We start from the raw sequence: 23209 nt of genomic DNA on the forward strand, positions 1-23209 counted from the left end.
GTTCAAGCCTCAATCGGCAAGCGTGAAGGCAATGATGTTGTTGCCGCGCTTGTAGTTCAACTGCGCATTGCCGCCGGCGCCGACGACGATGTACTGACGCCCCTCGACGGTATAGCTGGATGGCGGCGCGTTGACGCCGGCCCCGGCCTGGAAGCGCCACAGCTCGGCACCGTTGGAACTGTCGAACGCCTTGAACAGCCCGTTGCCCTCACCGGTGAACAGCAGCCCGCCGGCCGTCGCCAGAATGCCGCCGATCATCGGCTGCTCGGTGCGGACCTTCCAGCGGATCTTGCCGGTGTCGTAGTCCACGGCGGTGACGTTGCCCCATTGCTCCTCGTCGGGGATCACGTCGAACGAACCGCCCAGCCACAGCTTGCCCTCGGGGTACGGCGTCGAGCGCACGGTGTAGGTCATCGGCTGATGCAGGTTGATCGCATAGGTCAGGCGCTCGTTCGGGTCGATCGCCATCGGCGACCACTCGACGCCGCCGTTCGCGCCGGGCAGCATGCGCGCGCCGTCTTCCGTCGGCAGCGTCCAGCGCCCCTCCTGGCTGACCATCGGCTCCGAGAAGCGGATCAGCGAGCAGTCCTCGGCGTCGTGGACGTAGACATACCCGGTCTTGCCGCCATGCAGGATGCCCTTGATGTCGTTGCCGGCCTCGTCCTTCACCTGGGTGATGATCGGCGGCGAGACAGCGTCCAGGTCCCACACGTCGTGGGCGATGTACTGGAAGTGGCAGACATACTCGCCGCTATCCAGATCCACCGAGACCAGGCTGTCGGTATAGAGATTGTCGCCCGGCCGCAGCGACCCGTCGAGGTCGGGCGACGGGTTGCCCACGACGAAATAGATCCGCCGGGTTTCCAGGTCGACCGCCGGGTTCTGCCAGACGCCGCCGCCGAGGGTCTCGTAGGGATCGCCCATTTCCTCGTAGGCGGCCTTCTCGGCCTCGATGTCGCGCTTCATGTCGCGGCCGGTCGCGTCGTGGGTCGCCCACACCCCCTTGCTGTCTTCGGGGACCGTGTAGAAGTTCCAGATTTCCTCGCCGGTTTCGGTGTCGAACGCCTTCACGAAGCCGCGGATGCCGTACTCGCCGCCGTTGGTGCCGATCAGCACCATGTTGTCGACGACGGTGGGCGCCATGGTCTCGGAATAGCCCAGTTCGGCCTCGGCGATCTGCGTCTCCCACAACTGCTTGCCGGTCTTGGCGTCCAGCGCCACCAGCTTGGCGTCGAGCGTGCCCATGAAGACCCGGTCTCCGGACACGGCCACGCCGCGGTTGTTGGGACCGCAGCAATAGGTGGTGACCGGCCCCATCTGGTGCTTGTAGTGCCAGATCTGCCGCCCCGTCCGCGCGTCCAGCGCATACACATGGTTGAACGAGGTGGTCACATACATGATCCCGTTCACCACGATCGGCGAGGTTTCCAGGCTGTCGACCACCTCGGTCTGGAAGATCCACGCCGGCCGCAGGTTCTGCACGTTGCCGGTGTTGATCTGGCTAGCCGGGTAATAGCGGGTCTGTTCGTAGTTCCCGTTGGTGTGCAGGAAATTGTTGCCGTCCCCGGCGGCACGTTCGAGCATGTCCTGCGTGACATGCTGCAGGTCGCCGTACAGCGTGCTGGCCGACGTCTCCTCCTGCGCCGAAGCCGGACCCGACCCCAGCGCCAGACAGACGCCCCCCACGGCAGCTAGAAACTTCAAGTGCATCGAACGATCCTCCCCAGTTTTCGTCCATTGATCCCAGACGTGAAATATATGATACGATAAAGCCGCCCGGCGAGATAGTATCGTTCGCCCGCCGGCATGGGGAGGAAAGATGCGGACATTCCTGTGCGCCGCGCTGGCGGCGGCCCTGCCAGGCTTGACGATGGCGGGCGGCACCGGTTTTGCGATCGTCCCCAACGAGCGCGGGGACACGCTGAGTATACTTTCCGCCGACCATCAGGTTGTACGGACCGTCGACACCTGCGCCCGGCCGCGCGGCGTGCATTTCAACGCCGACCGCTCGGCGTTCTTCGTCGGCTGCGCGGATGACGATCTGATCGCGATCCACGACACCCGCACCTTCGAGGTGATCGGCCGCATCCGCAACGTGGCCGCGCCCGAGACGTTCGACCTGCATCCCGACGGACGCAGGCTGATCGTCTCGAACGAAGAGGACGCCGCCGCCTCGGTCTATGACGTCGAGACCGGCGAGTTCATCACCGAGTACTACACCGGCGAAGAACCCGAGGGCGTGCAGGTCACCTCGGACGGCCGGCTGGTCTTCGTCGCCTCCGAGGCTGCCAACCTGGTGCATGTGATCGACCTCGAGGCGGACGAGGTGATCGCCGACATCCTGGTCGACACCCGCCCCCGCCGCTTCGCGCTGACGCCCGACGAAACCGAACTCTGGGTCTCGGCCGAACTGGCCGGGATCGTCAACATCATCGACGTCGGCACCCTCAAGCTGGTCGCCGACATCCCGTTCCTTCCGACCGGCTTCCGCCCCGAGCAGGTCACGCCGGTCGACCTGGTCATCACCCGCGACGGCAGCCGCGCCTATGTCGCGCTGGGTCGCGCAAACCATGTGGCCGTGGTGGACGTGCCGACGCGAAAGGTCATCGACTACATCCTCGTGGGCAAGCGCGCCTGGGGCCTGGAACTGACCGCCGACGAGCGCACGCTCTATGTCGCCAACGGGCTGTCGGACGACGTGACGATCATCGACACCGACACGCTCACTCCGATCACATCGGTTCCCGTGGGCAGGGTCCCGTACGACATCCTGATCGATGATCACTAGGATCTTTCTCGTCATCATGCTTCTGGCGGCGCAGGGGACCGCGGCACAGGATGTCGCGCGCGTGGTCTACCTTGGAATTGCGGACGATCCGCACTACGAACCGCGCCCGGTCTACACCGGACTGTCGCTGCGCGACCGGACGCGCCCGCTGGACGGCGCGCGGGTCGCGATGCGCGAAAGCCGGATCCTCGGCCGCGTGCTGGGCGTGGAGTTCGCGCTGGAGGAAATGCTGGTCGCGCCGGGCGAAGCGGCCGAGGCGGCCAGGGTCGCGTTCGCCGAAGGCGCGCTCGGCATCCTGCTGGACCTGCCGGCGGACGAGCTTGCCGCGATCGTCGTCCCGCAGGCGGCCGGGCTGGCGATCAACATCCGCGACCGCGACGACCGCTGGCGCGGAGCGGACTGCAAGCCGGGCCTGCTCCACACCGTTCCCAGCACCGCGATGCTGGCGGACGCGCTGGCGCAGCACCTGCGCGCGCGCGGCTGGGAGCGGATCCTGCTGCTGAGCGGCGATCACGCCGCCGACGCCGGCGAGGCCGATGCGGTGCGCCGCGCGGCCGGCAAGTTCGGGCTGACGCTGGCCGCCGACCGGGCGTTCCAGCTGACCAACGATCCGCGTCGCCGCGATCTGTCGAACATCGCGCTGCTGACCGGCGATGCCCGCTATGACGTCATCTGGCTGGTGGACAACGACGGCGAATTCGGCCGCTATCTGCCGTTCGCCACATACCTGCCCCGCCCGGTCGTGGGCGCCGAGGGGCTGCGGCCGCTGGCCTGGCACTGGACCTTCGAGCGCTACGGCGCGCCGCAACTCAACCAGCGCTTCCGCCGGATCGCCGATCGGGACATGACCTCGGAGGACTGGGCCGCCTGGGCGGCCGTACGGGCACTGGTCGAGGGGGTGCAGCGGGTCGGCAGCGCCGATCCCGCGCGCGTCGCGGCGTTCGTCCGGTCGGACGAGATGGCGCTGGACCTTTACAAGGGCACGGCGGGATCCTTCCGGGACTGGAACGGGCAACTGCGCCAACCGCTGCTGCTGGCGACGCACAACGCGGTGATCGCGCGCGCCCCGATCGACGGGTTCGAGCACCGGATCGACACCCTCGACACGCTGGGCGTCGACGCCCCCGAGACCGCGTGCGACCAATGAGAACATGGAGGACGACGATGCTCGGATGCGGTCTGCGACGGGTCTGCCTTTTGGCTGCGGCACAGGTTCTGGCCACGGTCGCGGCATTCGCCCAAACGCCGGTGGTGCGGTTTTCGGTGCTGGAGTCCGGCACCGTCAACTGGGAGCTCGATACCATCAAGCACTACGGCCTCGACACCGCGAACGGGTTCGAGATGGAGGTTCAGGGCGTCGCCGGCGGGTCTGCTGCGCAGGTCGCCTTCCAGGGCGGCACCGCCGACGTGATCGTGTCGGACTGGATCTGGGTGGCGCGCCAGCGGGCCGCAGGGCGGGATTACGTTTTCCTGCCGTATTCCAAGGCTGTCGGCGGACTCCTGCTGCCTCCCGGCAGCGGCGCCGACTCCATCGCCGATCTGCGCGGCGGAAAGATCGGCATCGCCGGTGGTCCGCTGGACAAGAGCTGGCTGATCCTGCGTGCCTACGCCACGCAGCAACACGGGTTCGACCTTGCCGAAAGCACCGAGCAGGTGTACGGGGCGCCGCCGCTCATCTTCAAGGCCGCCCTCGACGGGGACCTGGCCGGCGCGCTCAACTACTGGCACTTCATGGCGCGGATGAAGACCGCCGGCATGCGCGAACTGATCTCGGTGAACGAGGCTGCGCAGGCGATGGGGCTCGATCCGGACATTCCGCTGCTGGGCTATGTGCTGAAGGGCGACATGGTCCGCGACCGCCCGGAGCTGGTCGCGGCGATCGCGGCGGCATCGCGCGCCGCGAAGGACCTGCTGGCCAGCGATGCAGCGGCATGGGACCGCCTGCGCCCGCTGGTCCGGCCCGGGACCGACGACGAGTTCGACGCGCTGAAAGAAGGTTTCCTGGCGGGGATTCCACCGGAACGGCCGGTGTCCGAAGACGCGGCGGGCCGCTTCTTCGAGCTGATGGCGCAGCTGGGCGGCAAGGACCTTGTCGGCGACGCCACCTCCCTGCCCGCCGGAGTGTTCGTTGATCTACAGGACTGAGGCCTGGCGCCGCCATTCCGTCACCGCCCTGTCCGCCCTGGGGCTGCTGCTGGCCTGGTCGGCGCTTGCCCTGCTGAACGGCGATCCGCTGGTGCTTCCCGGTCCGTGGCGCATCGCACCGCTGATGGCCGAGGAGATCGCCTCGGGCGAGATGCCCCGGCACCTCGCCGCCACGCTGTGGCGTGTCGCGCTGGCGTTCGCGCTGTCGATGATCGCCGGCGTCGGTCTGGGGCTGGCGCTGGGGCGCAGCCGCACCGCGGACCGCTGGCTGGACCCGTGGCTCGTCGCCGCGCTCAACCTGCCGGCGCTGGTGACGATCGTGCTGTGCTATCTGTGGATCGGACTGAACGAGACCGCGGCGGTCATCGCCGTGGCGATCAACAAGATCCCGATGGTCGCGGTGACGATGCGCGAGGGCGCCCGCGCACTGTCGCCGCAGTTCGACGACCTTGCCGCCGCCTACCGGATGCCGGCCGGATCGCGCTTCCGCCACGTGGTCCTGCCGCAGCTCGCGCCCTATGCCGCATCGGCCGCGCGCGCCGGCATCGCCCTGATCTGGAAGATCGTTCTGGTGGTGGAATTCCTCGGCCGGCCCGACGGCATCGGCTTCAAGATCCATCTCTATTTCCAGCTGTTCGACGTCGCGATGGTGCTGACCTACGCGCTGAGCTTCGTGATCGTCATGCTGGTCATCGAGACCTTTATCGTCCGCCCCTGGGAAGCGCGGGCCACGCGCTGGCGCCGCGCGTGATGGACCTGGACCTGCAGGAAAAGCGCTTCGGCGACGTTGCGGTCCTGGGACCGATCCGTTTCTCGCTCGAACGCGGCGAGACGCTGGCGATCGAGGGGCGCTCGGGCATCGGCAAGACCACGCTGCTGCGCATCATCGCCGGGTTGGACCGGACCTTTGCCGGCCGGGTGTCGCGGGCGGACCGGCCCGCCATCGTGTTTCAGGAACCGACCCTGCTGCCCTGGCGCACGGCGCTGCAGAACATCACCCTGGTTACCGGTGCCAGCCCCGCGCGCGCCGGCGCCGCGCTGGCCGAAGTCGGGCTGGCGGGACTGGAGGACCGGTTCCCCGCGCAGCTGTCGCTGGGCCAGCAGCGCAGGCTGGCGATTGCGCGCGCCTTTTCGGCAGAGCCCGATCTGCTGCTGCTCGACGAGCCCTTCGTGTCGCTCGACCCGGCGCTTGCCGAGGACATGCTTCGCCTGACCGAGCGCCTGCTGCGCGACCATCCCGTCGCCGCCATCCTGGTCACGCACTCGACCGACGAGGCGCGGCGGCTGGCCACCCGCCGCGCGGTGCTGGAAGGCAGACCGGCCCGCCTGCGACCGCTGACCGGCTGAACGTTGCGCGCCGGACGCGATTACCGCCGCCCCGGCGCGACGGTTCAGAAAAACGCCTGCAACCCGGTCTGGGCGCGCCCCAGGATCAACGCGTGCACGTCGTGCGCGCCCTCGTAGGTGTTGACCGTCTCCAGGTTCACCATGTGCCGCATCACCGGAAATTCGTCCGATATTCCGTTGCCGCCATGCATGTCGCGCGCCTGCCGGGCGATGTCGAGCGCCTTGCCGCAGTTGTTGCGCTTGATCAGGCTGATCATCTCGGGGGCGATGCGCTCCGCCTCGAACAGCCGGCCGACCCGCAGGCACGCCTGCAGGCCGAGCGCGATCTCGGTCTGCATGTCCGCCAGCTTCTTCTGGTACAGCTGCATCTGCGCCAGCGGCTTGCCGAACTGCTTGCGGTCCAGCCCGTACTGCCGCGCCGCGTGCCAGCAGGTCTCGGCCGCGCCCATCACGCCCCAGGCGATGCCGTAGCGGGCCCGGTTCAGACAGCCGAACGGCCCGGACAGCCCCTGCGCCTCGGGCAGCAGCGCGTCCTCTCCGACCTCGACCTGGTCCAGCACGATCTGCCCCGTCACCGAGGCGCGCAGCGACAGCTTGCCTTCGATCTTCGGCGCCGACAGCCCGCTGGTGCCCTTTTCCAGCACGAAGCCGCGGATCTTTCCGTCGTGGGCCTCGGATTTGGCCCAGACCACGAAGACATCCGCCAGCGGGCTGTTGCTGATCCAGGTCTTGGTGCCGTTCAGGCGGTACCCGCCCGCCGTCCGGCTGGCCCGCGTGCGCATTCCGCCAGGATCGCTGCCGGCATCCGGCTCGGTCAGCCCGAAGCAGCCGATCCATTCGCCCGATGCCAGCTTCGGAAGATAGCGCTGCCGCTGCGCCGGGCTGCCATAGGCCAGGATCGGGTACATCACCAGGCTGGCCTGCACGCTCATCATCGAGCGAAAACCGCTGTCCACGGCCTCGATCTCGCGCGCGACCAGACCGTAGGACACATACCCGGCCCCGGTTCCGCCGAATGCCTCGGGCAGGGTTACGCCGAGCAGACCGAGATCCCCCATTTCCCGGAAGATTGCCGGATCGGTGTGCTCGTCGCGGAACGCCGCGCGCACCCGCGGCGCCAGCCGGTCCTGCGCATAGGACCGCGCGGTGTCGCGAATCATGCGCTCCTCTTCGGACAGCTGGTCCTCAAGCAGGAAGGGGTCGTCCCAGAGGAAACCGTTCGTATCAGTCATTTCGCACCCGTGGAATTTGCGTCGCGTCGCTTCATGCCTACCGCATGCGGGGGATGGAGTTAAATGCCATCGGCCTTCGGCCAGCGGTGTTGGTGGCGAAGCCGTGCGGCCGCGGCCCCGGCGGCGGCCGGATCAGTCCGCGCGGCGACGGTTTTGCGTTCCGCCTGCGCATCCAGGCGACGGCAGGCTTCGATCAAGGCGATACCTGTGCGGGGTCCATCGAAGTCCCGCGCCGGCTTCGGAACGTCGACGCCGGGCGGGCAAAGGAACCCGTTCGATGTTCAGATCGTGGGGTGAAGCGGTACGCTCAATCCCGATCTTCCACCACCGAGACGGCGCCGTTGCGTTCGATATAGGCCCGCTCCACGTCGCCCGGTCCCCTGAGCCCCTGCTGATGCAGGCTCTGCTCGAGATCGCGCTTGCCCATCTGGGTCTGCCGCAGAACGTCGTCCTGAACCTCGCCATCCCTGATCACGACCATCGGCCGCCCCTTGACCAGCCGCGAGACCCACTCATTGTGCACGGCGAGCCAGGACATCGCGACCCAGAGCGCACTGAGCACCAGGCAGGCGATCAGCACCGGCCCGAGCGGCGCGTTGCCGGTAAGAACCCGGCTGAGGCTGGATCCGATGAGCACGGTCAGAAGCACGTCGGTCACCGAGGTGTTTCCGAGAGACTTCCTCGGCAGCATCCGGAACAGCGTCACGGCGAAAACGAATATGACGACCGCGCGGGCGGCAAGCTGAAGCGCGGTCATTCCGTTCGGTGACGATCCGAAGATCTGTTGCAACTCCATTGCGCCGCCCCTTCGTTTCGCGGGGTACGGGATGGCGGGCGCCGCCGGCACCGCCCGGTCCGAACCCCGAGGCGAGGTTCACTCTGTCGGCAGCCCCGCCTCCTTCCAGCCCTTGAGCCCGCCGTCTATCACTGCGCCGTCGTAGCCCAGTCGTGCCAGCGTCTCGGCCGCAAGCGCCGCACGCGCGCCGGAAGCGCAAAGCACCTGCACCTGCTTTTGCCCGCGGGCGGCGGTGAGCGCATCGAGGCTCGATCCGCTCTCGACATCGGCTTTCGATTCCAGCAGCCCGCGGGGGACATGCAGCGCGCCGGGGATGCGCCCGTCGCTTTCCAGTTCGCCCGGCTCGCGCACGTCGAGGATCACCGCCCGCTCTCCGGCGGCGTGGCTTTCGCGCGGCGAGACCACGGCGATCCGCTCGCGCGCCTCGGCCACCATCTGCTTCATCGTCGTCGTCATTTCCATCACCTCAGAACTTGTTCACGGGGATTTTCAGGTAGTGCTCGCCGTCGTCCTCTGGCCGGGGCATCGCACCGGCGCGCAGGTTGACCTGCAGCGCGGCCAGCATCCGGTCCGGCAACGGCAGGTTCGCATCGCGGGCCTCGCGCCGCGCGATCCAGTCGGCCTTGACGGTTCCGCGCTTCACATGCGGGTTCTTTTCCCGGTGCTCGGCCACGGTCGCCTCCCACGCCGGGCGCTCGCGGCTGTCGGTACCGTAGTCGTGACCGACGAACAGCCGGGTGTGTTCGGGCAGCGCCAGAATTTCTTCGATCGAGTTCCAAAGATCCGCGGCGTCGCCACCTGGAAAATCGGTCCGTGCGGTGCCGACATCGACATGCATCAGCGTGTCGTGCACGAACGCCGCGTCGCCGCAGACGAGAGTGATCGATCCCAAGGTATGCCCCGGCGACAACATGACCCGAACCTCCAGGTCGCCGACCGCGAACCGGTCGCCATCGGCGAACAGCCGGTCGAAATCCCGCCCGGGGTCGAAGGCGCCGGGCAGGTTGTAGATGCCGCGCCAGAGTTCGGCGATCTCGCAGACCTTCTCGCCGATCGCGTTCGGCGCGCCGGTGCGCCTGCGCAGGATCGACGACGCCATCAGGTGGTCGGCATGCGGATGCGTGTCCAGCACCCAGGCGACCTCCAGCCCCTCGCCCGCCACGATCGCGAGCACCTGCTCGAGGCTGTCTTCCGAGGTGCGCGCATTGGCCGGGTGGAAGTTCCACACCACGTCGATCAACGCCGCCTTGCGCGTCACCGGATCGGCGCAGACGTATTGGACCGACCCGGTGTCGGGCTCATAGATCCCCCAGACCTCGGGGCTTCCCGGTCCGGCCGAGGGGGATCGTCGGACGACCCGGTCATCGCTTGTGTAGTCGCGCGGCATGCGTCAGAACCTTGCACCTTTCAAATCGGGGCGGAATGCCCCCCCTTTTGCCGAGCCACTTCCGTTTCCGGCCGGGCGAGCGGCAAGGCTGTTCATCCCGGATCCGGGCAGCACCCGCCGGTCCGCCAGCCGGTGCCGAAAGGCGCAGCCGGCCAGCAATCTGCGTCCATCGGGGCAATCGTGTCGGGTTCCATCGTCACCCCTCGGTCGCGCCAGGCGCGGGCCCGGCTCGGATCGGCGCGCGCTGGCTGCGGCTTCGTTGCTCGTGTTGCTGGCTATCCAATGCCGCCAGGCAATCGATGGTTCCAAGGAACTCGGTGCGAAGGAACTCGGTGCGGACGGCGGCGGCGCCACGCGCGGCGCGCGGGCAGATCCAGAGCCGCGCCCTGATCGCGCCGCGCGGCAGTTCTGCTGTCCAAGAATCCAGGCGGACGCCGGTCGGCACCGATCCGACCGCCGGGCGAGGCGCCGCCGAACGGCGGGCCCGGAATTACCGGTAATCGGCAATGTCTCGCAGTGCCGTCGGGAACGCACCGGCCGCGCCGCCAGAAACAAAATGCCGCGCGGCGGGTTACCAAGGCAGTCAAGCGAAAGGACGAGATCATGGTCCAGGACCCGAAACCGCAAGATCCGAAGATCCCGGAAGCGGACGAGCGCGATCCGCGTGCGAGGCACGAGTCGGGCAACCCCGACCGGCTGCGCGACCGTATCGACCACGGCGAGACCGCCGACAAGGTCGAGGTCAGCGACCCGGCCGCGGCGCCGCTGGGCACCGATGCCGAGGCCGGTGGCGTGCCGCCGACCCGCGAACAGGTGCGCCGTGCCGAAGCGCAGGAGACGCAGCGCGCCCAGGGTACCTACAAGATGCCCGCGCCCGGTGGAGCCGATCCCTCGCCGGCGCGCGCCATGTGGGTCTGGGGCGTGGCGACCGCGGTGGTCCTCGTGATCCTCGCGCTTCTGTTCTTCTGATCCATCCGGCCCGGCGGTCGCGCGGTCATATCCCTTCGAGGCGGCTCGTGCCGCGTTTTTCGGCAATGTCCTCGTCACGGCCGAAGGGGTGGTCGCCGAAGCCGTGACGCATCAGCGCGACCGCCCGGTAGGCCGACGCGTCGTCCGTGCGCGAGCGGAAAAGTTCGATCACCGCCTGCGTGATCACCGGGATCGGCACCTCGCGCCCGATCGCCTCCTGCACCAGCCAGTTCACTTCGCCGGTGTCCTCGACATAGTCCGGAACCGCGTCGGTCTGCGCCCCCTGGTCACGCAGCTGCTGGTGCATCAATTCGACCAGCCAGCCGCGGATCACCGATCCGTTCGACCAGTTCCCGAAGATCTCCGCGGGATCGAGATCGAACGCGCTGTCCTTCAGCAGCGCGTAGCCCTCGCCGATCGCCTGCAGCATGCCGAACTCGATCCCGTTGTGAACCAGTTTGACGAAATGCCCGCTGCCGGACGGGCCGGTGTGGATCACCGCCGCGTCGCATACCGCCAGCGCCCTCAGTACCGGCGCGGCCAGGGCAAAACCCTCGGCGTCGCCGCCGACCATGAAACAGGCGCCACGGCGGGCGCCAGGAACGCCGCCGGAGGTGCCGACGTCCATGTAGATCACGCCCGCGCGGCGCAGATCCTCGGCCCGTCGCATGGAATCCCGGTACCAGGAATTGCCGCCGTCCATCACGACGTCGCCCGCCCCCAGATGCGGTGCAAGTTCTTCCAACACCGCGTCTATGGCCGCGCCGGCGGGAACCGACAGGTAGATCAGCCTCGGCTGCGGCAGCCGCTCGGCCAGGGCGCGGGCCTCGGTCACCACATCAACGCCCGCCGCCGCCATGTCCGGGCGCGGCCGGGTGTGCTTGCCGACGACATCGATGCCCTTCTCGGTCGCCTGAAGCGCCAGTCCGCCGCCTATGCGGCCAAGGCCGACGACGCCGAGCCGTCTGCCACGCTCATCTTGCGGATCGTCAGCCATCCCGTCCTCCCGAATGAAATGCTACCGCCGCCCGCGCACCTCTGGGCGGTGCCTGGCCGCAAGGATAGGGCGATCGGCGGCGTCTGACAGGCCGCGGCAGGGTGCCGAATCCCGCTTTGCCAATGCGGGAACATCTGGCAGCCGCGCCGGTTCAGCACTGCGAAGGAGGAGCACCGATGACCCATCGTGGATATCGCTACAGACCAACGGGCCCCGGCGTGCGGAACCGCGGCTTCCACCTGCCCCAGGTTCCTGACGGCGCCGCCCGCGCCGCCGCCCTGACCGTCGGCGCCGGCGTTCTGCTGGTCGGCGCGGCGACGCTGCTGCGCGCGACGACGCAGGACCACGGCGTGCGCGACAGCGCGCCCGGGCGCACCAGCCGGCAAAGCTTCCACGGCGCCTACGCGGTCACCGGGCGGTCGGTGACCGTCAACCGGCCGCGGGCCGAGATCTTCGCATTCTGGCGCGACTTCGCGAACCTGGCGCGGTTCATGGAAAACGTCGAGCGCGTCGAGACCCGCGGCGAGCAGTCCGTCTGGACGATCTCGGCGCCCGCCGGCGCGACGGTGACGGTCCGGACGCGGGTCGTCTCCGAGCGGCCGGACGAGGAGATCGCCTGGCAATCGACCGAGGACTCGGACATCGACACCCGCGGCAAGGTGCTGTTCCGCGATGCCCCGGGCGGCCGCGGCACCATTGTCGAGGCGATCGTCGCCTACCGGCCGCCGGGCGGTCAGGTCGGGCGGCTGACGGCCAAACTGTTCCAGAAGGAACCGGCGATCCAGAGCCGGCGCGATCTGAAGCGGCTCAAGATGTTCCTGGAAACCGGCGAGGTCGCGACCTCGCAGAACCGCAAAGCCGCCTGAGGAGGCCCCGTATGCGCGCCCTGACCTTTCAAGGAAAACAAGACGTCCGCGTGGACACCGTTCCCGATCCCCAGATCGTCAACCCCCGCGACGCGATCATCGAAGTCACCGCCACCGCGATCTGCGGCTCTGACCTGCATCTTTATGACGGGGTGATCCCCGGCGTGATGTCCGGCGACATCCTCGGCCACGAGTTCATGGGCCGGGTGGTCGAGACCGGCGCCGACAGCACCCTGCAGAAGGATCAGCGGGTGGTGGTGCCGTTCACCATCTCCTGCGGAAAGTGCTTCCACTGCGTGAAGAGCCAGTATTCCGCCTGCGACAACTCGAACCCGGCCGAGAAGCAGGACCTGACCGAGCCGCTCTACGGCCACGCGCTGAGCGGTCTGTTCGGCTATTCGCACCTGACCGGCGGCTACCCCGGCGGCCAGGCGCAGTACGTCCGCGTGCCGTTCTCGGACATCGGGCCGGTCGTGATCCCGGACGGGCCGGAAGACGAGGAGGTGCTGTTCCTGTCGGACATCCTGCCGACCGGCTGGATGGCCGCCGAGAACTGCGACATCGAGCCCGGCGACACCGTCGCCGTCTGGGGCTGCGGTCCGGTCGGGCTGTTCGCGATCCAGAGCGCGCTGCTGATGGGTGCGCATCAGGTGATCGCCATCGACCACTACCCGAACCGGCTGGCGCTGGCGCGCCGACTGGGCGCGAAGGTGATCGACTACCGCGGCACCCGCGTTCTCGAGGCGCTCAAGGAAATGACCGGCGGCATCGGCCCGGATGCGGTGATCGACGCGGTCGGCACCGAAAGCCACGGTCTGGCGCCGGACAACGTGCTGGACAGCATGAAGCAGAAGATCGGCTTCGGCGCCGACCGCGGCCATGTGCTGCGCGAGGCGATCATGGCCTGCCGCAAGGGGGGCCGGGTATCGGTGCCTGGGGTCTACGGCGGCTTTGTCGACAAGTTCCCGCTGGGGGCCTTCATGGAGAAGGGCCTGCAGATGCGCACCGGACAGACCCATGTGCAGAAATACGCGCCCGACCTGCTGCGCCGCATCCAGGAGGGCGAGATCGACACCACCTTCCTGATCTCGCACCGCCTGCCGCTTGAAGACGCGCCGCGCGGCTATGCCAATTTCCATGCCAACCAGGACGAGTGGACCAAGGTCGTCCTGAAGCCGTGACGAAGCGGAAGGGAGAAACTTCATGACCGATCGCAAACGCCTGGCCGTGGTCACCGGTGCATCGACCGGCATCGGGCTGGAACTGGCGCGGATCTGCGCCACCGAAGGACACGACCTGGTGATCTGCGCCGAAGAGGCGGCAATCCATGACGCTGCCGCCGAACTCGGCGCGTTGAACGTCGCCGTGGAGGCGGTGCAGGCCGATCTGGGCACGCCGGAGGGCATCGACGCCCTGTGGCGGCGGGTCGAGGGCCGCGATGTCGACTATCTGCTCGCCAACGCGGGCATCGGGCTGAGCGGCCCGTTTCTCGACCTCGACCGCACCGACATCGCCAAGGTGATCGCGCTGAACGTCAGCGGCACGACCGAACTGCTGCACCGCTTCGCACGCCGGATGCGCGACCGCGGCACCGGCCGCGTTCTGGTCACCGGCTCGATCGCCGGCTTCTTTCCCGGCAGCTTCCACGCCGTCTACAACGCCTCGAAGGCATATCTCGACAGCCTCAGCTATGCGCTGCAGAACGAGTTGAAGGAGTCACCGGTCACGGTGACCTGCCTGATGCCCGGGCTGACCGAGACGGAATTCTTCGAGCGCGCCGGCATGACGGACACGCCGGCCGGGCGCGACGACGGCAAGGACGACCCGGCGGTGGTCGCCCGCAAGGGGTACGAGGCGATGATGAACGGCCGCAGCGGTGTTGTCACCGGCCTGATGAACAAGGTCCAGACAGCCTTCGCGGGGCTGATCCCCGACCAGGTTCTGGCGCAGATGCACCGCCGCCTCGCCGAACCCGACGACCTGCGATAGCCCGCACGGTCGAACCCCCGGCCGAACCGGCAGCTTGGCGGGACCGAGCCATCGGATCCGCTCGGGACGTTCGGAGCACGAGGGCTGGTACACGCGCCGCGGTGGAGGGGGCCACGCGCGTGGCCCTCCGCCCGGTCAGATCTTCGCCTTCTCGCCGCTGCCCTTGAGCGAGATGAAGGTCTCGGTCACGCCGGGGATGCTCTGCTCGACCCATTCGGCCATCCGCCGTTCTTCTTCGAGGCTCTGTTCGAGCAGCGGAACGGCGGCGTTCTCGCCACAGATCCGCGCAGCGGAAATCAGCGATGCATAGGCCGCTATCTCATAGTTTTCGAACGCCAGGTTGGCGAACGAGTTCTTCAGCACCTCATCGCCGGCGGTGATATGCCCCAGCGCCGCCATCGACCCGAAGCTCGAAAGAAACAGGTCCTTCATCGCCGAGCTGCTTTCGCCGACCGAGGTCAGCACCTGGTCGAGCCTGTCGATCTGCGTCTCGGTCTCCGCGATGTGGGCTTCCAGCCGCCGGGACAGCTCCGGATAATGCGTCAGGCGGTTCACCTGGGGCTGCATGATGGACAGCGCCTGCTTTTCCATCGCGTGCGCGTTCTTCAGCCCGGCCATGAAGACGGTCCGGGCGTGATCGGTACTTGCCATCTGGTTTCTCCTCGTGGTCTGCCGCTCCGGAAACAGGTGTGGCGCCCGGATGTTCCCGGCGGCATCGGCGGTGGCGATACGCGCCAGTGCCCCTGCCCGCAGGCGCCACGCGAAGATGTCGGAAGGTGTGGCAGAGGGCCCTGTCGCCCGGAAGACAGGAGTTTCGTGCCAGGACCGACGGCGGCGAGCGGCCTTCACGTCCGCGTCCAGGCCGTGCAGCGGGACCGAGCCGGCGCGAAGGGTGCAGTGCCGCCGGCCAGACATACCCGATCATCAACTCATCCGCCTGACCGGTCGCTGTTCGCGCGGCAGGCACACCGAAAATTTTCTCCGGGCGGCAGAAGAAGCAGGAACCCGAACGAGCATGTCCGGCGTTGAGTCGGCATCGCCCCCCGCGGGAGACCCGGACGTGGCCAAGGGCCTGCAGATCGACGAAGACCGACAGTTCCAGGAACGGTTCTGGAAGGCAGAGCGGATCGCCTGGATCTGCTTCGCGGCGATCCTGCTGGCGGCGCTGGCCGGGATGACCGGCGGCGGCGGGCCGCTGGCCCACGGCAGCGCCGAACAGGCCGACACGCAGGTGATCTATCCCCGCATCTCGCGGTGGCGTGCCGACGAGACGCTCACGCTGGTCCTCGGCCCCGGCGACGGTCTGCGGCAGATCCTGATGCCGAAGAAGTTTCTGGACGTGTTCGAGCTGGAATCGATCCAGCCCGAGCCGCTTGGCGCAGTTGCGGAACCGGAGGGGCTCAGGTTGAGTTTCGCTGCGACCGGGGCGGGCGCAATGGTGCGGCTTGGCATCCGGGCCCGCAAAGCGGGCTTCGTCCGCTATGCCATCACCATCGACGACGAAAGCCCGGTGCGTCTTGCCACCTTCGTCTTTCCATAAGGAGAACGCGCGATGGAATCGGTCATCCGGGGAGCAGCCATCTACCTCGTGCTCCTGATCATCTTCCGCCTGTCGGGGCGCAGAACCCTGTCCGAGGCGACGCCGTTCGACTTCGTCCTGCTGCTGATCGTGGCCGAGACGACACAGCAAGCGCTGCTGGGTGACGACAATTCGCTGACCAACGCCGCCCTGGTGGCGATCACCATCTTCTCGCTCGATATCGCCATGTCCTATATCAAGGGCGGGTCGCGTCTGTTTCGACTGATGCTGGACGGCACCCCGACGGTGCTGATCGATCGCGGCGAGCCCGACCTGCGCGCACTGGCGCGCGCGCGGGTGGCGTTGTCGGATGTGCTGGAGTCGGCCCGGATGAAACACGGCATCGAGCGGCCGGAGCAGATCCGCTATGCCGTGCTCGAAGCGAACGGACAGCTTTCGATCGTTCCCGACGGTAAAAGCGAATAGAACGGCACCGCATCCGGCACCGATGGCCGATGATGCTGCGCCGCGTTCCCGTTCGGCTCAATAGCGTTCGCCGTCGCCCTCCAGCGCAACCAGCGCCGCTTCGTCCTGCGGCGACTGCTCGACGTCGAAGGTCACAAGCGCGGCATAGGTGACCACCGCCAGCAGCGCCGACAGCGATGCGCCGATCAGAAAGCCCCCCATCCGTCACCTACCTCCCCTTGTCCAGCTCGTGCATCCACAGCTCGTGGTGCTCCTCGGCCCAGTTGCGGTCCACATCGCCGGTCCACATGGCCCAGAACGCTCCCTGCATCCCGACCGTGCCGATGTAGATGTGACCGATGAAGATCGCGATCAGGAACACCGCGATCAGCGCGTGCGTCAGCATGATCCAGCTCATGGTCTGCAGATCGGCGAACCAGAACGGGAACATCAGGAAGATGCCGGTGGCGATCATCAGCAGCCCGCCGATCACCGCCGACCAGTAGACCAGCTTCTGCCCGGCGTTGAACTTCCGCGCCGGCGGGTTGTCCGGGTCGTCCGAGAAGAACCCGCCGGCGCGGCGCAGCCATTCGATGTCGAGCCGCGACGGCAGGTTCCGCACCGTCCAGAGCAGGATCATCGCCGTCAGCCCCAGCGCGAACGGCGGGAAGAACATCGCATGGCCCCAGGTCGCCAACCACCCGAGCGAGCCCAGAAGCTCCTCGCCGAACGGCAGGATCAGCGTCCTGCCATAGGCGATGGTGATCCCCGTGAGGGCAAGCATGATGAACGATACCGCGGTCAGCCAGTGGTTGGCCCGCTCCAGCAACCCGAACCGTTTCACGGTTCGGTCGGTGCGCCCCTTGGCGATGGGCACCCGGCCCCGCACCGCCAGCACCAGCGCCAGCAGGAACGAGAAGCCGAGGATCGCGAACGCTCCGACGTGGGTGACGACATCCGCCAGGCCCAGCCGCCAGTCGCGCGCGAAAGGACGCTCGAACAGCGCCGCGTTCGCGTAGGGCAGCGACGAGATGCCGATGATGCGCTCGGACCCGCGCAGCAGCGATCCGCTCTCGTCATCGGGCAGGCGCCAGATCTCGGTCAGCATCGCATCTTCGTCGTCGATCGCCCGGTTGCCCAGCAGGATCGCGTCGCCGACCTTGAACGTCTCGGCGGTGCCGTCGGGCGACGGCCCGGAGCGGAAGCGCTGCGATTGCAGACGCGTCCGATCCCGCAGGATCTCATCGGTCAGGATCGATTCTCCTCCTGCATCGCCGGCGGCGCTCCAGGCGACTTCCGGAACGGTCCGCGCATCGCCGTCGAACAACTCCCAGCCCTGCACGACCAACGCGAGGAACAGCAGCGCGGCAGCGATCGCGCCGCCGATCCGGTAGCCGGTGAAATCGCGGCCGCGCACGCGGACCTCGGACCCATCGCCACTCATGCCTCGTCCTCCGGATAGTAGGCCGTCTTCCAGCCCCAGGCGCCGGCGCCGTAGCCGCGGTGCAGGACGCGCTCGCGGAAGATCTCTCCGATCTCGTCGCCGTCGCCGGCCAGCAGCGCGCGGGTCGAGCAGACTTCGGCGCACAGCGGCAGCTTGCCCTCGGCGATGCGGTTGCGGCCGTACTTGCTGTATTCCGCCTCGGAGCCGTTCTCCTCCGGGCCGCCCGCGCAATAGGTGCACTTGTCCATCTTGCCGCGCGAGCCGAACAGCGTCGTCTTGGGGAACTGCGGCGCGCCGAACGGACAGGCGTAGAAGCAGTACCCGCAGCCGATGCAGGTGTCCTTGTCGTGCAGAACGATGCCGACGTCGGTCTGATACAGCGTCGAGACCGGGCATACCGCGACGCACGGCGCGTCGGTGCAGTGCATGCACGAGATGGCGATAGACTTTTCGCCCGGCTCGCCATCGTTGATCGTCACCACCCGCCGGCGCACCATGCCCCACGGCACCTCGTGCTCGTTCTTGCACGAGGTCGCGCAGGCATTGCACTCGATACAGCGGTCGGTGTCGCAGAGGAATTTCATGCGTGCCATCAATCAGGCCCTTTCGATCCTGCAAAGCGTGGCCTTGGTCTCCTGCATCTGCGTGACCACGTCATAGCCATAGGTCTGAACGGTGTTCGTCGCCTCGCCGATCACGTAAGGCCGCGCGCCTTCGGGGTAGCGGTCCGAGATGTCCTCGCCCATCCAGATGCCGGCGAAGTGGAACGGCATGAACACCGTGCCGGGGCCGACACGCCGGGTGACCAGCGCCTGCACCCGGACGCGGCCTTCCGGAGTCGCCACCCAGCAGAAGGCGCCGTCCTCGATGCCGGACCGGGCGGCATCCGCCGGGTTGATCTCGGCGAACATCTGCTGCTGGAATTCTGCCAGCCACTTGTTCGACCGGGTTTCGTCGCCGCCGCCCTCGTATTCGACCAGCCGGCCCGAGGTCAGCGCCAGCGGGAAGTCCGCGGCGTGATCGACATCCTGAATCGAGCGATAGAGCGCCGGCAGCCGCCACACCGTGCGATCTTCGAAGGTCTGGTACTTCGGAAGCAGGTCGCGTCGCGCCGTGTAGAGCGGCTCGCGGTGCAGCGGTACCTGGTCGGGGAAGTTCCAGACCAGCGCCCGCGCCTTTCCGTTCCCGAACGGCGCCAGACCGTGCGCGATCGCGACGCGCTGGAGCCCCCCGGACAGATCTGTCTTCCAGTTCACCCGGGCGATCTTCTGCACCAGCGGCAGATCGGCGTCGGCCTTGTCCTGCGGATTGGCGGCCAGATAGGCCTCGATCACCTCCAGGGCCTCGTCCGAATAGCCGGGGAAGTTTGACGGAAGGGCGCTGCCGTCCTGCCCGTCCGGCGAGGAGTTCAGCCATGCGTCGTCGATGGTGTTTCCGTCGTCAGACGGGCCGGCTTCGCGCTCTGCGTCGGCTGTACGGATCGCGTTCTCAAGCGCGGCCATTGCCGGCGCGGCGTCTTCTTCCGTCAGGTCGAACATCTGGTGGCTGAAGCGGTCGGCGGCGACGGCGACGATGATCAGCTTCTCGCGGTCCGTCAACTCGTCCGCCCAGCCCAGCGCCTCGAGCATGTTGACGGTGATCTCGGGATAGCCGTCCTCGATCTCGGAGCCGGCCGGATAGCTGTCCTCGGCAAGCAGGTTTCCGCCCTCGTGCTCGACGCCCCAGCGGGCGCGGAAGGGAAGTCCGCCCTCGGCGACCGGCTTCGACAGATCGTAGAGCAGCGGCGTTCCCGGGTGATCCATTTCGGGCCGGCCCCAGGACGGCCAGGGCAGGCAGTAATAGTCGCCCTCGACCTCGCCGGATGTGCCGATCAGCGAGATGCCGTCGAACAGCTCCTGCTGCTTCATGTGGCGCTTCAGCCGCTCGGGGCTTTGACCGGTATAGCCGATGGTCCAGGTGCCGCGGTTGATCTCGTGCAGGATATCCTCGGCCACCGGCACGCCGTTCTCGATGCCGATATGCTTGAACAGCCGGTCGGCGAAGCCGAGCTTTTCGGCCAGAAGGCGCACGATCTCGTAGTCGGTCCGCGCCTCGAACAACGGCTCGACCACCTTCTCGCGCCACTGCACCGAGCGGTTCGAGTTCGTCACCGACCCTGCCATCTCCATCGTCGAGCCGGACGGCAGCAGGTAGAGATTGTCGGTCATCTCGTTCTCGATGGCGGTCTGCGTCGGGTAGGGATCGACGATCACGCACAGGTCGACCGCGTTCAGCGCGGCCACCCGCTCCGGTCCGCGGGTCTGGCTGTTCGAGGCATGGCCCCAGAAAAAGATCCCCTTCAGCGGAGCGGGCTGATCGACGCCTTCATCGTCCAGCACACCGTCGGCCCAGCGGCTGACGGGAATGCCGGGGGCCTCCATGAGGTCTTTCGAGGCGAACCGGTCACGCAGCCACGAATACTCGACGTCCCAGACCCGGCCCCAATGGCGCCACGCGCTTTCGGTCAGCCCGTAATAGGCCGGCAGGGTGTCGCATGAGACCCCCAGGTCGGTCGCTCCCTGTACGTTGTCGTGACCGCGGAAGATGTTCGCGCCACCGCCGGACTTGCCGATGTTGCCGAGGATCAGCTGCAGGATCGACGCGGCGCGGGTCTTGTTGTTGCCGATCGTCGATTGCGTCAGCCCCATGCACCAGATCAGCGTTCCAGGGCGGTTGTCGGCCAGGGTGCGCGCGACCCTTTCCAGCTGATCGGGCGGGATGCCGGTGACCTTCTCGACCTCGTCCGGGGTCCAGTTCATGATCTCCTTGCGCACCTCGTCGAAGCCGAAGACGCGCTGTGAAAGATATTCCCGGTCCTCCCAGCCGTTTTCGAGGATGATCCGCGCCAGCCCCCAGAGGAAGGCGACATCGGCGCCGGGGCGGATGCGGACATACTCGTCGGCATGGGCGGCGGTGCGGGTAAAACGCGGATCGACGACGATCAGCGGCGCGCCGTTCTCCTTGCCGCCCAGCACATGCAGCATCGACACCGGGTGCGCCTCGGCCGGGTTGCCGCCGATGATGATGATCGACTTCGAGTTGCGGATGTCGTTGTAGCTGTTGGTCATCGCGCCGTAGCCATAGATGTTGGCCACGCCCGCAACGGTGGTCGAATGGCAGATCCGCGCCTGGTGGTCGACGTTGTTGGTGCCCCAGAACGCAGCGAACTTGCGGAACAGGTAGGCCTGCTCGTTCGAGAACTTCGCCGAGCCCAGCCATTCCACGCTGTCCGGTCCGTGTTCCTCGCGGATCGCCAGAAGCTTCTCGCCGATCTCTTCGATCGCCTGCTCCCAGGACAGGCGGATCCATGCGCCGTCCACCTTCTTCATCGGGTACTTCGTCCGCCGCTCGCCCAGCGCGATCTCGCGGGTCGCCGCGCCCTTGGCGCAGTGGGTTCCCTGGTTGATCGGGCTTTCGAACGCCGGCTCCTGACCGACCCAGACGCCGTTCTCGACCTCGGCCCAGATCGAGCAGCCGACCGAACAGAACGGGCACACCGTCTTGCGATACTGCCGCATGTCGGCGGTCGCCTCCGCCTGCTGCGCGCGAACCGTGCCGGCCGGTCCGCCGAACGCCATGATGCCGGCCGCGCCCAGGCCCGAGTTCCTCAGGAATGATCGACGGTCAAGCCCGCTGCCAGCGGCAATGTTCGGAACGGCCCGGGACAGGTTCGGTCTGCTCTGCTTTTTGCGAAGCATGGCGGCTTCCTTCCACTAGCGGCGGGCAAGTGCGTAGTAGGTCCGGATGTGGTCGGTCTCGGTCACGACGACACTGCGGTTGTCGCCGCTGTCCGCTTCCGGCGTCGGTTCCGAATTCGCCTGCGAGGCCACTGCGAGCGTTCCGGACAGGACGAAGAACCCCCGGCGCGAGACTTTGTGCTGATGCTGCATCTGAGATCCGCTGGTCATTTGACACCAATGTCTGATCTGAAGGGACAACCGCAGGAATGCCGATATGTTCCCGGCTTTTTTGCTCAGATTCCGAACCTTCGGCACGCCGGGTGCAGCAGCGCAAGGACGATTGCCTGCGGCGCGGCCGAACGGCAGCCGCGACATCCCGAAGCCACCCGGAAGCGCGATCCGGAATCGCGATCCGGAATCACTTGACCGGGAAATCATCGGCACTGCAGGATATAACCAACAAGTTAGTTAACAACGGGGAGCAAGATAATGCACATGACATCCGTCGCCGCCTCGGCGGGCCTGATCGGCCTGCTGGCCGTTCCGGCCGCCGGCCAGGACTGGTCGCCGTCCGAGCCGGTCTCGATCGTCGTGCCGTGGTCCGCGGGCGGATCGACCGACAGCGTGACGCGGGTCGTGGCGCAGGAACTCAGCGACGCCTTCGGCCAGACCTTCGTGGTGCTGAACCAGCCCGGCGCCTCCGGGTCGGTGGGAACGAAATCCGTCTGGGACGCCCCGCACGACGGGATGACGATGGCCGCCGGCGCCGCCGCCGGCCTCGGGGCCTATCCGGTGCTGGGCATGCTCGACGCGACGCTTTCGGACTGGCGCCTGTACCTGCACGTCGCCAACCCGTCGCTGGTGTCGGTGAACGCCGACACTCCCTACCAGGATTTCGGCGCGCTTCTCGAGGCGCTGAAGACCAGCGAGGATCCGATCACCGTCGCTTCCGCCGGGCTGACGTCGGCCGGCGCGATCGCATTGGACGCGATCGCCGGGACGGCAGAGATCAACACCCGCTCCATCACCTACGAAGGCGGCGCGCCGGCCGTGACCTCGACGGTCGCGGGCGAGACGCAGATGACCGCGCAGACTGCGGTGGAACAGGTGGACATGATCCGCGCCGGGCGGCTGCGCCCGCTGGCGGTCGTCGCCGACACGCCGCTGGAGCTCGATGGCTACGGCACGGTCCCGCCGATCACCGACTGGCTGCCCGACATCGCCGTCGCGCCGAACTACTTCGGCCTGTTCATCCCCGCCGACGCCCCGGCCGAGGTGCTGGCCGCCATGGACAAGGTCTGGGAGGAGCGGATCGCCACCAGCGAGAAGATGAAGACCTACGCCGCCGAGCGCGCGTCGCTGTTCAACCCATCTTACGGCGATTCCGCCCAGGACGCGGCCATGCCCTTCCTCAGCATCAATGCCTGGCAACAATACGAGGGCGGCACCGCCCCCAACGACCCGTCCGAGTTCGGCATCCCGAAACCCGAGTGACCCCGATCCGGGGCCGGGGCAGCTGCGCTCCGGCCCCGCCTCGCCGCCGCCC

24 protein-coding genes are annotated in these 23209 nt (G+C 67.6%); 12 read left to right on the top strand and 12 right to left on the bottom strand.

The annotated features are described in order from the left end of the window. Window positions 1–9 precede the first annotated feature (9 nt). Entirely contained in the window at window positions 10–1710 is a 1701-nt protein-coding gene (locus tag GE300_RS11695; protein WP_154446755.1) for a pyrroloquinoline quinone-dependent dehydrogenase, read from the bottom strand. Between the two features lie 109 nt (window positions 1711–1819). On the opposite strand from GE300_RS11695, the gene GE300_RS11700 reads away from it, so the two are divergent. Genes GE300_RS11700 through GE300_RS11720 form a run of 5 tightly spaced genes read left to right on the top strand, consistent with a single transcriptional unit; the run spans window position 1820 to window position 6280 of the window. Continuing rightward, window positions 1820–2788, top strand: coding sequence for a PQQ-dependent catabolism-associated beta-propeller protein (locus GE300_RS11700; protein WP_154446756.1), 969 nt, complete (start codon window positions 1820–1822; stop codon window positions 2786–2788). Next, window positions 2778–3935, top strand: a complete 1158-nt coding sequence (locus tag GE300_RS11705) for an ABC transporter substrate-binding protein (RefSeq protein ID WP_154446757.1) — start codon at window positions 2778–2780, stop codon at window positions 3933–3935. The genes GE300_RS11700 and GE300_RS11705 overlap by 11 nt, the downstream gene beginning before the upstream one ends. Before the next feature lie 50 nt (window positions 3936–3985). Beyond that, complete coding sequence (locus GE300_RS11710; RefSeq protein ID WP_233416957.1) at window positions 3986–4933, top strand: ABC transporter substrate-binding protein; 948 nt, start codon at window positions 3986–3988, stop codon at window positions 4931–4933. Continuing rightward, entirely contained in the window at window positions 4917–5684 is a 768-nt protein-coding gene (locus GE300_RS11715) for an ABC transporter permease (RefSeq protein ID WP_154446759.1), read from the top strand. The genes GE300_RS11710 and GE300_RS11715 overlap by 17 nt, the downstream gene beginning before the upstream one ends. After that, a complete protein-coding gene (locus tag GE300_RS11720; protein ID WP_154446863.1) occupies window positions 5684–6280 on the top strand; it encodes an ABC transporter ATP-binding protein in 597 nt (198 codons plus the stop codon). The genes GE300_RS11715 and GE300_RS11720 overlap by 1 nt, the downstream gene beginning before the upstream one ends. Before the next feature lie 44 nt (window positions 6281–6324). On the opposite strand, the gene GE300_RS11725 is transcribed toward GE300_RS11720, so the two are convergent. The 4 genes from GE300_RS11725 to GE300_RS11740 form a co-directional block, all read right to left on the bottom strand. Then, window positions 6325–7512 (bottom strand): acyl-CoA dehydrogenase, encoded by a 1188-nt coding sequence (locus GE300_RS11725; protein ID WP_154446760.1) that lies wholly within the window; start codon window positions 7510–7512, stop codon window positions 6325–6327. A 307-nt stretch (window positions 7513–7819) separates the two neighbouring features. Continuing rightward, window positions 7820–8308, bottom strand: coding sequence for a DUF421 domain-containing protein (locus tag GE300_RS11730; protein ID WP_154446761.1), 489 nt, complete (start codon window positions 8306–8308; stop codon window positions 7820–7822). 78 nt (window positions 8309–8386) lie between these two features. Continuing rightward, on the bottom strand, window positions 8387–8764 hold the full coding sequence (locus tag GE300_RS11735; RefSeq protein ID WP_233416958.1) for a rhodanese-like domain-containing protein: 378 nt from the start codon (window positions 8762–8764) through the stop codon (window positions 8387–8389). Between the two features lie 10 nt (window positions 8765–8774). After that, on the bottom strand, window positions 8775–9695 hold the full coding sequence (locus tag GE300_RS11740; protein ID WP_154446762.1) for an MBL fold metallo-hydrolase: 921 nt from the start codon (window positions 9693–9695) through the stop codon (window positions 8775–8777). Window positions 9696–10298: 603 nt separating this feature from the next. Between GE300_RS11740 and GE300_RS11745 the strand changes: the two genes are divergently transcribed. Next, window positions 10299–10664: a hypothetical protein gene (locus tag GE300_RS11745; protein ID WP_154446763.1), complete on the top strand. Its 366-nt coding sequence runs from the start codon at window positions 10299–10301 to the stop codon at window positions 10662–10664. A gap of 25 nt (window positions 10665–10689) precedes the next feature. Here the strand turns inward: GE300_RS11745 and gnd are convergent, their stop codons facing one another. Further along, complete coding sequence (gene gnd, locus GE300_RS11750) at window positions 10690–11661, bottom strand: phosphogluconate dehydrogenase (NAD(+)-dependent, decarboxylating) (protein WP_154446764.1); 972 nt, start codon at window positions 11659–11661, stop codon at window positions 10690–10692. A gap of 176 nt (window positions 11662–11837) precedes the next feature. Between gnd and GE300_RS11755 the strand changes: the two genes are divergently transcribed. Genes GE300_RS11755 through GE300_RS11765 form a run of 3 tightly spaced genes read left to right on the top strand, consistent with a single transcriptional unit; the run spans window position 11838 to window position 14516 of the window. Then, window positions 11838–12527, top strand: coding sequence for an SRPBCC family protein (locus tag GE300_RS11755; RefSeq protein ID WP_154446765.1), 690 nt, complete (start codon window positions 11838–11840; stop codon window positions 12525–12527). An 11-nt stretch (window positions 12528–12538) separates the two neighbouring features. After that, on the top strand, window positions 12539–13708 hold the full coding sequence (locus GE300_RS11760) for a zinc-dependent alcohol dehydrogenase (RefSeq protein ID WP_154446766.1): 1170 nt from the start codon (window positions 12539–12541) through the stop codon (window positions 13706–13708). A gap of 22 nt (window positions 13709–13730) precedes the next feature. Continuing rightward, entirely contained in the window at window positions 13731–14516 is a 786-nt protein-coding gene (locus GE300_RS11765; protein ID WP_154446767.1) for an SDR family NAD(P)-dependent oxidoreductase, read from the top strand. A 135-nt stretch (window positions 14517–14651) separates the two neighbouring features. Here GE300_RS11765 and GE300_RS11770 read toward each other — a convergent pair whose 3' ends face one another. Further along, window positions 14652–15167 (bottom strand): ferritin-like domain-containing protein, encoded by a 516-nt coding sequence (locus tag GE300_RS11770; RefSeq protein WP_154446768.1) that lies wholly within the window; start codon window positions 15165–15167, stop codon window positions 14652–14654. A gap of 409 nt (window positions 15168–15576) precedes the next feature. Here GE300_RS11770 and GE300_RS11775 point away from each other — a divergent pair, with 409 nt between their 5' ends. Beyond that, complete coding sequence (locus tag GE300_RS11775; RefSeq protein WP_154446769.1) at window positions 15577–16056, top strand: hypothetical protein; 480 nt, start codon at window positions 15577–15579, stop codon at window positions 16054–16056. Between the two features lie 12 nt (window positions 16057–16068). Next, a complete protein-coding gene (locus GE300_RS11780; protein ID WP_154446770.1) occupies window positions 16069–16521 on the top strand; it encodes a DUF421 domain-containing protein in 453 nt (150 codons plus the stop codon). Between the two features lie 57 nt (window positions 16522–16578). Here the strand turns inward: GE300_RS11780 and GE300_RS11785 are convergent, their stop codons facing one another. Genes GE300_RS11785 through GE300_RS11805 form a run of 5 tightly spaced genes read right to left on the bottom strand, consistent with a single transcriptional unit; the run spans window position 16579 to window position 21873 of the window. Beyond that, window positions 16579–16722, bottom strand: a complete 144-nt coding sequence (locus GE300_RS11785; RefSeq protein WP_154446771.1) for a hypothetical protein — start codon at window positions 16720–16722, stop codon at window positions 16579–16581. A 7-nt stretch (window positions 16723–16729) separates the two neighbouring features. Then, window positions 16730–17944 (bottom strand): formate dehydrogenase subunit gamma, encoded by a 1215-nt coding sequence (locus GE300_RS11790; protein ID WP_154446772.1) that lies wholly within the window; start codon window positions 17942–17944, stop codon window positions 16730–16732. Beyond that, a complete protein-coding gene (gene fdh3B / locus GE300_RS11795) occupies window positions 17941–18537 on the bottom strand; it encodes a formate dehydrogenase FDH3 subunit beta (protein WP_154446773.1) in 597 nt (198 codons plus the stop codon). Before fdh3B ends, GE300_RS11790 begins: the two co-directional genes overlap by 4 nt. A 3-nt stretch (window positions 18538–18540) precedes the next feature. Then, window positions 18541–21681, bottom strand: coding sequence for a formate dehydrogenase subunit alpha (locus tag GE300_RS11800; RefSeq protein WP_154446774.1), 3141 nt, complete (start codon window positions 21679–21681; stop codon window positions 18541–18543). 15 nt (window positions 21682–21696) lie between these two features. After that, entirely contained in the window at window positions 21697–21873 is a 177-nt protein-coding gene (locus GE300_RS11805; RefSeq protein ID WP_154446775.1) for a hypothetical protein, read from the bottom strand. A 279-nt stretch (window positions 21874–22152) separates the two neighbouring features. Here GE300_RS11805 and GE300_RS11810 point away from each other — a divergent pair, with 279 nt between their 5' ends. Continuing rightward, the gene (locus GE300_RS11810; RefSeq protein WP_154446776.1) at window positions 22153–23157 is read left to right on the top strand and encodes a Bug family tripartite tricarboxylate transporter substrate binding protein; all 1005 of its coding nucleotides are present in this window, start codon (window positions 22153–22155) and stop codon (window positions 23155–23157) included. The last annotated feature ends 52 nt before the right edge of the window (window positions 23158–23209 follow it).

The organism is Halovulum marinum, from assembly GCF_009697225.1.
In the GTDB taxonomy this organism is placed as follows: domain Bacteria; phylum Pseudomonadota; class Alphaproteobacteria; order Rhodobacterales; family Rhodobacteraceae; genus Halovulum; species Halovulum marinum.

Excerpts from the sequence above, each read along its gene's own strand:
- GE300_RS11695 (WP_154446755.1), bottom strand. The coding sequence starts at position 1,710 with ATGCACTTGAAGTTTCTAGCTGCCGTGGGGGGCGTCTGTCTGGCGCTG.
- GE300_RS11700 (WP_154446756.1), top strand. The coding sequence starts at position 1,820 with ATGCGGACATTCCTGTGCGCCGCGCTGGCGGCGGCCCTGCCAGGCTTG.
- GE300_RS11705 (WP_154446757.1), top strand. The coding sequence starts at position 2,778 with ATGATCACTAGGATCTTTCTCGTCATCATGCTTCTGGCGGCGCAGGGG.
- GE300_RS11720 (WP_154446863.1), top strand. The coding sequence starts at position 5,684 with ATGGACCTGGACCTGCAGGAAAAGCGCTTCGGCGACGTTGCGGTCCTG.
- GE300_RS11725 (WP_154446760.1), bottom strand. The coding sequence starts at position 7,512 with ATGACTGATACGAACGGTTTCCTCTGGGACGACCCCTTCCTGCTTGAG.
- GE300_RS11730 (WP_154446761.1), bottom strand. The coding sequence starts at position 8,308 with ATGGAGTTGCAACAGATCTTCGGATCGTCACCGAACGGAATGACCGCG.
- GE300_RS11735 (WP_233416958.1), bottom strand. The coding sequence starts at position 8,764 with ATGACGACGACGATGAAGCAGATGGTGGCCGAGGCGCGCGAGCGGATC.
- GE300_RS11740 (WP_154446762.1), bottom strand. The coding sequence starts at position 9,695 with ATGCCGCGCGACTACACAAGCGATGACCGGGTCGTCCGACGATCCCCC.
- GE300_RS11745 (WP_154446763.1), top strand. The coding sequence starts at position 10,299 with ATGGTCCAGGACCCGAAACCGCAAGATCCGAAGATCCCGGAAGCGGAC.
- gnd (WP_154446764.1), bottom strand. The coding sequence starts at position 11,661 with ATGGCTGACGATCCGCAAGATGAGCGTGGCAGACGGCTCGGCGTCGTC.
- GE300_RS11755 (WP_154446765.1), top strand. The coding sequence starts at position 11,838 with ATGACCCATCGTGGATATCGCTACAGACCAACGGGCCCCGGCGTGCGG.
- GE300_RS11760 (WP_154446766.1), top strand. The coding sequence starts at position 12,539 with ATGCGCGCCCTGACCTTTCAAGGAAAACAAGACGTCCGCGTGGACACC.
- GE300_RS11765 (WP_154446767.1), top strand. The coding sequence starts at position 13,731 with ATGACCGATCGCAAACGCCTGGCCGTGGTCACCGGTGCATCGACCGGC.
- GE300_RS11770 (WP_154446768.1), bottom strand. The coding sequence starts at position 15,167 with ATGGCAAGTACCGATCACGCCCGGACCGTCTTCATGGCCGGGCTGAAG.
- GE300_RS11780 (WP_154446770.1), top strand. The coding sequence starts at position 16,069 with ATGGAATCGGTCATCCGGGGAGCAGCCATCTACCTCGTGCTCCTGATC.
- GE300_RS11785 (WP_154446771.1), bottom strand. The coding sequence starts at position 16,722 with ATGGGGGGCTTTCTGATCGGCGCATCGCTGTCGGCGCTGCTGGCGGTG.
- GE300_RS11790 (WP_154446772.1), bottom strand. The coding sequence starts at position 17,944 with ATGAGTGGCGATGGGTCCGAGGTCCGCGTGCGCGGCCGCGATTTCACC.
- fdh3B (WP_154446773.1), bottom strand. The coding sequence starts at position 18,537 with ATGGCACGCATGAAATTCCTCTGCGACACCGACCGCTGTATCGAGTGC.
- GE300_RS11800 (WP_154446774.1), bottom strand. The coding sequence starts at position 21,681 with ATGCTTCGCAAAAAGCAGAGCAGACCGAACCTGTCCCGGGCCGTTCCG.
- GE300_RS11805 (WP_154446775.1), bottom strand. The coding sequence starts at position 21,873 with ATGCAGCATCAGCACAAAGTCTCGCGCCGGGGGTTCTTCGTCCTGTCC.
- GE300_RS11810 (WP_154446776.1), top strand. The coding sequence starts at position 22,153 with ATGCACATGACATCCGTCGCCGCCTCGGCGGGCCTGATCGGCCTGCTG.